Annotated in this window: 10 protein-coding genes; 6 read left to right on the top strand and 4 right to left on the bottom strand. The window is 67.7% G+C overall.

The annotated features are described in order from the left end of the window. Together V6M56_RS07965 and V6M56_RS07960 are read left to right on the top strand one after the other, a co-directional pair. Positions 1 to 1,104 (top strand): malonyl-CoA decarboxylase (locus V6M56_RS07965; RefSeq protein ID WP_332682668.1); only part of this gene is annotated, 1,104 nt, incomplete at its 5' end. Between the two features lie 58 nt (positions 1,105 to 1,162). Further along, complete coding sequence (locus V6M56_RS07960) at positions 1,163 to 2,707, top strand: malonate--CoA ligase (protein ID WP_332682666.1); 1,545 nt, start codon at positions 1,163 to 1,165, stop codon at positions 2,705 to 2,707. Between the two features lie 192 nt (positions 2,708 to 2,899). Here the strand turns inward: V6M56_RS07960 and V6M56_RS07955 are convergent, their stop codons facing one another. Both V6M56_RS07955 and V6M56_RS07950 read right to left on the bottom strand, forming a co-directional pair. Then, the gene (locus V6M56_RS07955; RefSeq protein WP_332682664.1) at positions 2,900 to 3,670 is read right to left on the bottom strand and encodes an MBL fold metallo-hydrolase; all 771 of its coding nucleotides are present in this window, start codon (positions 3,668 to 3,670) and stop codon (positions 2,900 to 2,902) included. Between the two features lie 253 nt (positions 3,671 to 3,923). Continuing rightward, entirely contained in the window at positions 3,924 to 4,478 is a 555-nt protein-coding gene (locus V6M56_RS07950; RefSeq protein ID WP_332682663.1) for an NADPH-dependent FMN reductase, read from the bottom strand. A gap of 75 nt (positions 4,479 to 4,553) precedes the next feature. Here V6M56_RS07950 and soxR point away from each other — a divergent pair, with 75 nt between their 5' ends. Further along, entirely contained in the window at positions 4,554 to 5,015 is a 462-nt protein-coding gene (soxR, locus tag V6M56_RS07945) for a redox-sensitive transcriptional activator SoxR (RefSeq protein WP_332682661.1), read from the top strand. 95 nt (positions 5,016 to 5,110) lie between these two features. On the opposite strand, the gene V6M56_RS07940 is transcribed toward soxR, so the two are convergent. After that, on the bottom strand, positions 5,111 to 5,908 hold the full coding sequence (locus V6M56_RS07940) for a creatininase family protein (protein ID WP_332682660.1): 798 nt from the start codon (positions 5,906 to 5,908) through the stop codon (positions 5,111 to 5,113). A 311-nt stretch (positions 5,909 to 6,219) separates the two neighbouring features. On the opposite strand from V6M56_RS07940, the gene V6M56_RS07935 reads away from it, so the two are divergent. From V6M56_RS07935 to V6M56_RS07925, 3 genes are all read left to right on the top strand, one after another. Continuing rightward, positions 6,220 to 7,248: an ABC transporter substrate-binding protein gene (locus V6M56_RS07935; protein WP_332682658.1), complete on the top strand. Its 1,029-nt coding sequence runs from the start codon at positions 6,220 to 6,222 to the stop codon at positions 7,246 to 7,248. A gap of 95 nt (positions 7,249 to 7,343) precedes the next feature. Beyond that, positions 7,344 to 8,150, top strand: a complete 807-nt coding sequence (locus V6M56_RS07930; RefSeq protein WP_332682657.1) for an ABC transporter ATP-binding protein — start codon at positions 7,344 to 7,346, stop codon at positions 8,148 to 8,150. Beyond that, complete coding sequence (locus V6M56_RS07925; protein ID WP_332682656.1) at positions 8,147 to 9,043, top strand: ABC transporter permease; 897 nt, start codon at positions 8,147 to 8,149, stop codon at positions 9,041 to 9,043. The genes V6M56_RS07930 and V6M56_RS07925 overlap by 4 nt, the downstream gene beginning before the upstream one ends. 37 nt (positions 9,044 to 9,080) lie before the next feature. Here V6M56_RS07925 and V6M56_RS07920 read toward each other — a convergent pair whose 3' ends face one another. Further along, positions 9,081 to 9,986: a hypothetical protein gene (locus V6M56_RS07920; protein ID WP_332682655.1), complete on the bottom strand. Its 906-nt coding sequence runs from the start codon at positions 9,984 to 9,986 to the stop codon at positions 9,081 to 9,083. Positions 9,987 to 9,989 lie beyond the last annotated feature (3 nt).

Raw genomic sequence — 9,989 nt, 5'->3', positions numbered from 1 at the left:
GAGAGCTTCGGTCCCGATCACGCCCGGCTCGAGGCGGCGCTGGCGCGTTATCGCGAAACGCCGGACGCGGCCGCCGTGGCGCAGCTCCACCTTGCTTCCGAGCCGCGCCGGCAGGAGCTGTTCCGCCGCCTCAACCTGGCGCCCGGCGGCACCCATGTGCTGGTCAGGATGCGCGAGAGCCTGTTCGAGGCGCTCGAGGCCGAGCCCGGGCTTTCGGTGGTCGATGCCGATTTCCGGCATCTCTTCGCCTCCTGGTTCAATCGCGGCTTCTTGGTGCTGCGCCGGATCGACTGGCGAACTCCCGCCAATGTGCTGGAGAAGATCATCCGCTATGAGGCGGTCCACGCCATCGAGGACTGGGACGATCTGCGCCGCCGGCTGGAGCCGGCCGACCGGCGCTGCTTCGCCTTCTTCCATCCGCAATTGGTCGACGAGCCGCTGATCTTCGTCGAGGTGGCGCTGACCGGCGAGATCCCGCGCGGGATCGACGATCTGCTCGGCGAGCAGCGCGAGATCATGCCGGCCTCGGCCGCGACCACCGCGGTGTTCTATTCGATCTCGAACTGCCAGGAGGGCCTGCGCGGCATCTCCTTCGGCAACTTCCTGATCAAGCAGGTGGCCGAGGACCTGAAGCGCGAATTGCCGGGGCTCGACGTCTTCGTGACGCTCTCGCCGGTGCCGGGCTTCGCGCGCTGGCTCGACCGGGCGCTGGCCGAGCCGGCGGCGCTCGGGCTCGGCAATGAGGAGGCGGCGCTGCTGACCGCCACGCCGGCCGAGGTCGCGGAGTTCGACAGTGCCGGCCGGGCAAGGCGCGACAAGCTGCTCGGCCAGATGATGGCGCAATACATGCTGCGGGAGCGGACCGGTTCGGGCCGGGTGATCGATCCGGTCGCGCGCTTCCATCTCGGCAATGGCGCCAGGCTGGAGCGCATCAATGTCGGCGGCAATCTGGCGGAGCGGGGCGTGCGCGAGTCGCATGGCGTGATGGTCAATTACCGCTATGAGCTCGCCGATATCGAGGCCAATCACGAGGCCTTCGCCAGCCGCACCACGGTGGTCGCCTCCGCCTCGGTCAAGAAGCTGCTGCGCCCGGCCGGCGCTTGAGGCAAAAGCGCCTGAACCAAGAACTGTCTGACAAGACTGCCTGAAAGGACCCGGTATCATGGGTAATCACCTGTTCGACCTCGTCAGGGCGCGGATTCCAGCGCCGGAAGCCCGCTTCGCGCTGATCGATGACGGCCGGGTCTTCAGCTATGCCGACATGGTCGAGGCCTCGGCCCGCTATGCCGGAGCGCTCGTTTCGCTCGGGGTAAAGCCCGGGGACCGGGTGGCGGTTCAGGTCGAGAAGAGCATCGAGGCCCTGATGCTCTATCTCGGCACGGTCAGGGCCGGCGCGATCTTCCTGCCGCTCAACACCGGCTACACGCCGGCCGAGATCGAGTATTTCCTCGGCGATGCCGAGCCCTCGGTCTTCGTCTGCGATCCGTCGAAGGCCGATGCCTTGCGTCCCTATGCCGAGAAGGCCGGGGCAAGGCTGGAGACGCTCGGCGTCTGGCGCTCGCACGATGTCTGGGCCGGGACCCTGCCGGATCGGGCGCTGGCCTCGCCGGCGCAGTTCGCCGATGTCGCGCGCGGGCCCGACGATCTCGCCGCCATCCTCTACACCTCGGGCACCACCGGGCGCTCCAAGGGCGCGATGCTCAGCCACGACAACCTCGCCTCGAACGCTTTGGCGCTGGTCGACTACTGGCGCTTCACGAAGGACGACGTGCTCCTGCACGCGCTGCCGATCTTCCACACCCACGGGCTCTTCGTCGCCACCAACACCGTGCTGCTGGCCGGCGCCGCGATGATCCTGCTGCCGAAATTCGATCCGGAGCAGGTCTTCAAATACATGGCCCAGGCGACGGCGATGATGGGCGTGCCGACCTTCTATGTCCGGCTGCTCCAGGACAAGCGCCTGGGCAAGGAAACGACCGCGCATATGCGGCTCTTCGTCTCCGGCTCGGCGCCGCTGCTCGCCGAGACCCATCGCGAATGGCGCGAGCGCACCGGCCACGCCATCCTCGAGCGCTACGGCATGACCGAGACCAATATGAACACCTCGAACCCCTATGATGGCGAACGCGTCGCCGGCACGGTCGGCTTCCCGCTGCCGGGCGTCTCGGCCCGGGTGGTCGATCCGGAAACCGGCAAGGCCCTGGGGCGTGACGAGATCGGCATGATCGAGGTCAAGGGCCCCAATGTCTTCAAGGGCTACTGGCGCAATCCCGAGAAGACCGCGGCCGAGTTCAGGGCCGACGGCTTCTTCATCACCGGCGATCTCGGCAAGATCGACCCCGCCGGCTACGTCCACATCGTCGGGCGCGGCAAGGACCTGATCATCACCGGCGGCTACAACGTCTATCCCAAGGAGGTCGAGGTCGAGATCGACGAGATGCAGGGCGTGGTCGAGAGCGCGGTCTTCGGCTGCGCCCATCCCGATTTCGGCGAGGGCGTCACCGCGGTGGTGGTGGTCAGGCCCGGCGCCGAGGTGACGGCGGCTTCGATCCAGAAGGCGCTCGACCAGCGCCTCGCCAAGTTCAAGCTGCCCAAGCAGGTCTTCGTCGTCGGCGACCTGCCGCGCAACACCATGGGCAAGGTCCAGAAGAACCTGCTGCGCGAGCAGTACAAGGACATTTACCTCAGCCGGAAGGCGGGGGAGTAGGCAACTTCAGCAAGCCATCGCTCGCCCAAAGCAGCACCGTCATTCCGGACAAGCCGCGTGAGCGGCGCAGCTCCGGAATCCATCGAGGGGCGCTGCGCTTTACGATGGATTCCGGCACTCCGCTGCGCTGCGGCCGGAATGACGGAGCGCGGCGCTGCTGCATTGCCGGAATCCTTGCCCGGCGGGATGCTTTCAGGCGCCCGCCCGCGCCGGCGCGCTGATCACCAGCGTCTCGCCATCTGCCGGTATCAGCAGCCGGTTGTGCCCGATGCCCTGCGCGTCCGCCGCCTGCCGCAGGGCCTCGCGGCTGACGGTCGCGTGGTCGAGCGCTTCCATATGGGTCGCGATCACGGTGGCATGCGGCTGGGCGGCGCAGAGATCCAGCGTCTGCTGCGCGTCCATGACGATCAGCGTGTCGTCCCAGTGCGCGCCGCAGGAATGCGTGACGATGATGTCGGGATCGGTCGCGGCGACGGCGTCGCGCAGCGGGGGATAGAGCACGCTGTCGCCGCACCAGTACAGCGTCGGCTCGCCCGGCGCCTCGAAGGTCAGCCCCATCACCGGTCCCATCTTCTCGACCACGGCGCCGGTGCCGTGCTGTGCCGGCTGGCGCTTGATCACGATCGAGCCCAGCCGCAGGAAGTGGTCGAGCGGCGTCACTTCGGTGAACCCTGCCTCCCGGATCGCCTCCTCGTCGCCCGGCTGGCAGAGCAGCGGCAGGTGCTTGGGAATCCGCTCCTTGGCGACCTCGTCGAAATGGTCGGCGTGCAGATGCGAGACGATGAGCTGGTCGACGCCGGCGAGGATGGTTTCGATCGGCTCCGGCAGCTCCACCATCGGATTCGGCGATCGGCCGGTGAAGGAAGGCCGGCGGTGTCGCGGGCCGAAATCGGGGTCGATCAGCAGCGTCCTGCCGGCATAGGTGAGCTTGAGCAGGGCGTTGCGCAGGAGCTGGAGCTGCATGGCGGTTCCTCGGCAGGTGGATCGGCTCGGGCCGATCCTTCCGTCAAAGCCCCGCCGCGACCAGTTCCGATTTGTGAAGGAAACTGCATCGCGGCGTTGGATGCCGGCTCTGGTTTCCCTCTGCCCTCATCCTGGGGAGCGCCCGTAGGGCGCGTCTCGAAGGATGGTCCAGTTGTCTCCCGAGCCTCCTGAAGCATCCTTCGAGACGCCGCTGCGCGGCTCCTCAGGATGAGGTGGAAAGGGGGGCTGCGTATCAGGCCGCGAATTGCCCATAGGGAACCGTATTGCGCGCCGCGCGGAGCGCGCTCGCCCACCAGTGCAACTGGCCGAGCGTCGTCGCCATCGCCCGCTCGGCCCGCTCCGCATCGGCGAGCCGGCCGGTCTCGTCGAACTGGTTCCAGGCATTGGCGAAGCAGACGCCGTCGCGGATCGTCGCGGCGTGCAGCTCGGCGAAGACGAGGCGCAGCTGCTCGACGGCGCGCAGGCCGGCGGAGACGCCGCCATAGGAGACGAAGGCGACCGGCTTGCCGCGCCATTCGGGGCCCGTGGCATCGATCATCGCCTTCAGCGGGGCGGGGAAGCTGCGATTGTATTCGGGCGTCACCACGATGAAGGCGTCGGCGCGGCCGAGCCGGGCCCTGACCTCGTCGACGTCGAGCGCGGCCGGGTCGACCGCCTCGACGGAAAACGGACCTTCGCCCTCGACCTGAGTCAGCGCCCAGCCGGCGACCTTGTCGCAGAGGCGGCCCTGGCGGGCGCTGCCGTAGATCACGGCGAGATTGATGGCGGGCGTGAGCCTTCGATGCATGGGGACGCTCCTTGGGCTGGCGAACCAGCGGAGCACCTCGTATAAAACCTCAACTAAGGTTAAGGTCAAGCGCAAATGGTCGGAACGGCACGCAGCGTCTTTGCGGAGGATCTGAGCGTCGGCGAGGTCGCAAGGCGCAGCGGCCTTGCGGTCTCGGCGCTGCATTTCTACGAGGCGGAGGGGCTGATCCGCAGCCGCCGCAATGCCGGCAACCAGCGCCGCTATGCGCGCGAAGTGCTGCGCCGGGTCGCGATCATCAAGGTGGCGCAGCGAACCGGCATCCCGCTCAAGACCATCCGCGAGGCCTTCAAGACGCTGCCGGCCGAGCGCACGCCGACGGCACAGGACTGGAGCCGGCTCTCGGCCGCCTGGAAGCAGGAACTGGAGCGCCGCATCGACCGACTGACCCGGCTGCGCGACCACCTCAGCGACTGCATCGGTTGCGGCTGCCTTTCGGTGAAGAGCTGCCCCTTGCACAACCCCTGGGACGAACTCGGCAAGCAGGGGGCAGGGCCGCGCCTGCTCGATCCGGATTGAGCTCGCGCCGTCATTCTCGGGCGCAGCGAAGCGCAGACCCGAGAATCTCTTGTCACGAGATGCTCGGGGGTCAAGCCCGAGCATGACGCGGCAGATCACCCCGCCTTGTGCAGCTTTGCCAGCGGGAATTTCGCGACGTCGGCGAGCAGTTCGACGAAGCCTTTGGCCTGAAACGCCGCCGTCGCCTCGCCCTTCGCTGCAGTCGCCAGTCCCGCATCGCCGACGGCGCCCGAGGGGTGCACGTCCTGCGCCATCCAGGCGAAGGGATGCGGGCCGGTCGGCCGCAGCCATTTGTAGTCCTGCGCCATTGCGACCGTCAGTGGCTCGAAGCGGCCTGCCGCCGTCATGTCGACCAGGTCGGGCCGGAAATGCAGCATCAGCGAGGTCTCGACGTCGCCGCCATGGATGCCGTGCAGCGCGTCCATGCTCTCGAACATGCCCGGCGGCAGGCCGAAATTGCTCCAGGAGGTGGTCACCGCCAGCATGCCATGGCTGACGCGCAGCTCGCGCGCGACGACCTTCATCGGGTCGACATTGCCGCCATGCGAGGTGACGATGACGAGCTTGCGCAGGCCGGCGCGCTTCACGCTCTCGCCGATCTCGATCCAGCTGCGCGTCGCGCTTTCCCAGGAGAGCGTCAGCGTGCCCGGCGAATGCAGGTGCTCGTTCGACTTGCAGATGGCCAGCGTCGGCAGGACGAGCACCTCGAGCCCGGCCGGGACGAGCGGCATCGCCTGGGCCAGCATCGCGTTCATCACGGTGGTGTCGACCGAGACCGGCAGATGCGGGCCATGCTGCTCGATCGCCGCCAGCGGCAGCACGGCGACGGTGCTGTCGGGCGAAAGCCCATGGAATTCGGTGGTCTTCAGGTCGCCCCAGAAGCGCGCGCTCATCTCGTCTGGTCCTTGCAGTCGGTTGCAGGCGGTCGCTGTCTTCTACATCGCAAACGAGGCGCGGGAACCCGCCTTCGCATTGGCCTGGCGCGCACGCGGCGGCGATCGGCTGTCAGGCTACACCGCCCGCCGCATAGCTGTGGATCGAGCCGGCCGAGGCATTGCCTTGCAGTGACAACCATAAGCACAGCCTGTCTCCGATGCTTGTGCGCGAGCCGGCCAGGGGGCATTCTTGGCGGGTCGCCGCCCGGTGCTGCTGCCTCACCCGCCGCGGATGGTCACCACAGTCAGTCGCGGAAGGGGTTTGAGTCATGACGATGAAGTATCGCCTGAACCGGCGCGCCGCGCTCGGGCTGATCGGCGGCTCGGCAGCCTCGGTGCTGGTTCCGGTGCCCGGTGCCCGCGTCAATGCGCAGACGCTCGACAAGGTCAGCTACCAGACCAACTGGCGGGCCCAGGCCGAGCATGGCGGCTTCTATCTCGCCTCGGCCAACGGCATCTACAAGAAATACGGCCTCGACGTCGACATCCGCCCGGGTGGCCCGCAGCAGAACCCGACCCAGCTCCTGCTCGGCGGCCGGGTCGACATGATCATGGGCAACTCGCTGGAAGCCCTGCATTTCGCCCAGGAGGGCATCCCCTTCCTCTGCATCGCCTCGATCTTCCAGAAGGACCCGCAGGTCCTGATCTCGCATCCGAACCAGGGCAATGATTCGCTTGCCGCCCTCAAGGACAAGCCGATCCTGATCGGCGCGCAGGGCAGGGTCGGCTTCTGGCCGTTCCTGAAGCTCAAATTCGGCTACCGCGACGAGCAGATCAGGCCCTACACCTTCAACATGGCGCCCTTCCTGGCCGACAAGAAGATCTCGCAGCAGGGCTTCCTCTCCTCGGAACCCTTCGCCATCCGCAAGGCCGGGGTCGAGCCGGTCGTCCATCTCCTCGCCGATGCCGGCTTCGAGAACTACAACACCACCATCACCATCTCGCAGAAGATGGTCGACGAGAAGAAGGACCTGGTGCAGCGCTTCGTCACCGCTTCGCTCGAAGGCTGGGCCGAATACATGAAGGGCGGGCCGGGCATCGCCGCCGCCGATGCCCGGATCCTGAAGGACAACCCCGACATGGACCAGGAGAAGCTCGACTATGCTCTCAAGGTCATGCGGGACAACGGCATCGTGCTGTCCGGCGACGCCCTGACGCTCGGAGTCGGCGCCATGACCGATGCGCGCTGGGCGAGCTTCACCAAGAGCATGACCGAGGCGGGCGTCGTTCCGGCCGGCGTCGACTTTCGCAAGGCCTACAGCCTCGAATTCGTCAACAAGGGCGTCGGCAAGGCTTGACCTTCGCTGCGCGCTTCCGTCATTCCGGGCAAACAAGGCACAGCCCGGATTGACGAAGCGCGACCGCCAATCTTCACCGATCGGACCATCAGGCTTTGGACACAGCCTATCTGAGCAAACCCCCGGCTGAATCGGCGAGCGGCGCGAGCCCGCTCGTCAGCGTCCGCCGGGTCTCCAAGCAGTTCGGCAACGGCACGCTCGCCGTCCGCGACGTCGATCTCGACCTCGGCGCCGGCGAGTTCGTCAGCCTGCTCGGGCCGTCTGGCTGCGGCAAGTCGACCTTGTTGCGCATGATCGCCGGCCTCGCCGCCCCGAGTACGGGCGCGATCGAATGGCGGGATGGGGCGTCGGCCGCGGCGCGGCCCGATCTCGGCTTCGTCTTCCAGGACCCGACCCTGATGCCCTGGGCGAACGCGCTCGCCAACGTCATGCTGCCGCTCGCCCTCAAGCATGTGCCGAAGCGCGAGGCGCAGGAACGCGCCGCCGAGATGCTGGCACTGGTCGGCCTCAAGGGCTTCGAGCGCTCCTATCCGCGCGAGCTCTCCGGCGGCATGAAGATGCGCGTCTCGATCGCCCGCGCTTTGGTGATGCGGCCGAAGATCCTGCTGATGGACGAGCCCTTCGCCGCCCTCGACGAGATCACCCGCCACCGCCTCAACGACGACCTGCTGCAGCTCTGGTGGAAGGAGCGCTTCACCGCGGTGTTCGTGACGCATTCGGTCTTCGAATCGGTCTATCTCTCGCAGCGCATCGTGGTGATGGCGGCAAGGCCCGGCCGCGTCATGGCCGATTTCCCGGTCGATGCGCCTTATCCGCGCGACGAACTGTTCCGCACCTCGGCCGATTACGCCAGCCTTTGCAGGCTCGCTTCCGGCCGGCTCAAGGAGGCGATCGGCTCATGAGCGCGCCATCGATGGGCGCCGTCGCCCCGCCCCATGCTCCTGCCCATGACGGCACCGACGCCGAGGCGCGCCCGGTTCTCGCGACGGAGCCGTATCTGCTCGGCCTGCCGGCCAGCGCCTGGCCGCGCCTGCTCGCGCCGCTCTGCATCGGCGCCCTGGCGCTCGGCCTCTGGGAAGTGCTGGTGCGCTGGTACGCGGTCCCGTCCTATGTCCTGCCGGGGCCGCTGCTGATCGGCCAGACGCTGATCGCCGACTGGGGCACGCTCTCGGGCTCGCTCTGGATCACGCTGCGCATCACCTTCATGGCGCTGGCGGCGGCGGTCGTCGTCGGCGTCACGCTGGCTGTGCTGTTCACCCAGTCGAAATGGCTGGAGATGGCGCTGCTGCCCTATGCGGTGATCCTGCAGGTGACGCCGATCGTGGCGATCGCGCCGCTGATCATCATCTGGGCCGGCGATATCGACCTCTCGCTGCTGATCTGCGCCTGGATCGTCGCCTTCTTCCCGATCCTCTCCAACACGATCCTCGGCCTGAACTCGGCCGACCACAACCTGATCGACTACTTCAAGCTCCATGGCGCGACGCGCTGGCAGACGCTGCGCTATCTCAAGCTGCCGGCCGCCTTGCCCTATTTCCTGGCGGGGCTGAAGATCTCGGGCGGGCTGGCGCTGATCGGCGCCGTCGTCGCCGAGTTCGTCGCCGGCACCGGCGGCAGCGCCTCGGGGCTCGCCTACCGCATTCTCGAGGCCGGCTACCAGCTCAAGATTCCGCGCGTCTTCGCGGCGCTGATCATGATCTCGCTGACCGGCGTCGCGATCTTCCTGGTGACGAGCTGGATCTCGCACCTGTCGCTGCGGCGCTGGCATGAGAGCGCCCTGAAGCGCGAGAGCTGAGTCGCGAGAGCTGAGTCGACGGAAAAGCGCGGGCTGCTCAGGCGAAGAACTTCAGCCGGTCCTCGATCGGCAGCGTATCGATTGCGCGCAGGTCGGCTTCCGAATAGCTGATCTCGAGGCGGGCCGAGCTGCTCGGCGGCGCTGCGGGGATTTCCTCTGCCGGTGCGCCGATATCGGTGAAGACGATGTCCTCGTCGACGATAGGGCCGCCGCTGAAGCGGCGAAGGCCGGATGCCTTGGCCGGCTGCCCGCCATCCTGCGTCAGGGGCGCCCGCTTCTGCGTGTCGATCTCGACGATGTCGATGTCGCCGGGATCGGTCAGCGACGGCCGCATGAGCGTCTGCGGCCGCGGCTCGTAGGCCTCGGCTTTCGCCGGAGCGGGAGGAGCCTCGAGCGAGAAGCTCGCCCCGTCGACCACGGCGCGCAGGCTCGAATCGAGCATGGCGACGGTATCGGCCATCTTCTCGATCTGGTCGGCGGCGGCCTCGACGGCGGCGGTGGCGCTGTAGATCTCGGTGGCCCGGCGATCGAGGCTGTCGCAGATATCGGCCGCGGCGCCGCTCTCGCGCAGCGTCCAGGCCGCTTCCTGAATACCTTCGGCGGCGCCGAGGATGTTCGATGCGGCCTCGTGCACCTGCCCCGACAGCCGCGACGGCGAAGCGCTGCCGACGCCGGCGCGATCGAGGTCCCCGCGCAGCTCGGCGATCGCCCGCGCCGCTTCCGGGAAGTCGAGGCTGGCTTCGAAGGCCGGCGCAGGCGCCGGCGCGCCGAAGAGCCGTTCGAGCCGGGCGATGGCGGACAGCACCATCTCGGTATCGGCCTGGCGATTGCGTTTGGCGTATTCGGCGAGGAACCAGCGGCCGCGCCCGGTCTCCATCACTGCCGCGGCGATGGTCTCATAGTCCATCTCGCTCAGCGGGGTCGGCGAACGCGCGTCGCTCATGGC

This window comes from Allobosea sp., assembly GCF_036675845.1.
Taxonomy (GTDB): domain Bacteria; phylum Pseudomonadota; class Alphaproteobacteria; order Rhizobiales; family Beijerinckiaceae; genus Allobosea.
This window is presented reverse-complemented; position numbering and strand designations above follow the sequence as displayed.

Coding starts and splice junctions, on each gene's coding strand:
- V6M56_RS07925 (WP_332682656.1), top strand. CDS start 8,147: ATGAGCGCGCCATCGATGGGCGCCGTCGCCCCGCCCCATGCTCCTGCC.
- V6M56_RS07950 (WP_332682663.1), bottom strand. CDS start 4,478: ATGCATCGAAGGCTCACGCCCGCCATCAATCTCGCCGTGATCTACGGC.
- V6M56_RS07960 (WP_332682666.1), top strand. CDS start 1,163: ATGGGTAATCACCTGTTCGACCTCGTCAGGGCGCGGATTCCAGCGCCG.
- soxR (WP_332682661.1), top strand. CDS start 4,554: ATGGTCGGAACGGCACGCAGCGTCTTTGCGGAGGATCTGAGCGTCGGC.
- V6M56_RS07940 (WP_332682660.1), bottom strand. CDS start 5,908: ATGAGCGCGCGCTTCTGGGGCGACCTGAAGACCACCGAATTCCATGGG.
- V6M56_RS07935 (WP_332682658.1), top strand. CDS start 6,220: ATGACGATGAAGTATCGCCTGAACCGGCGCGCCGCGCTCGGGCTGATC.
- V6M56_RS07920 (WP_332682655.1), bottom strand. CDS start 9,986: ATGAGCGACGCGCGTTCGCCGACCCCGCTGAGCGAGATGGACTATGAG.
- V6M56_RS07955 (WP_332682664.1), bottom strand. CDS start 3,670: ATGCAGCTCCAGCTCCTGCGCAACGCCCTGCTCAAGCTCACCTATGCC.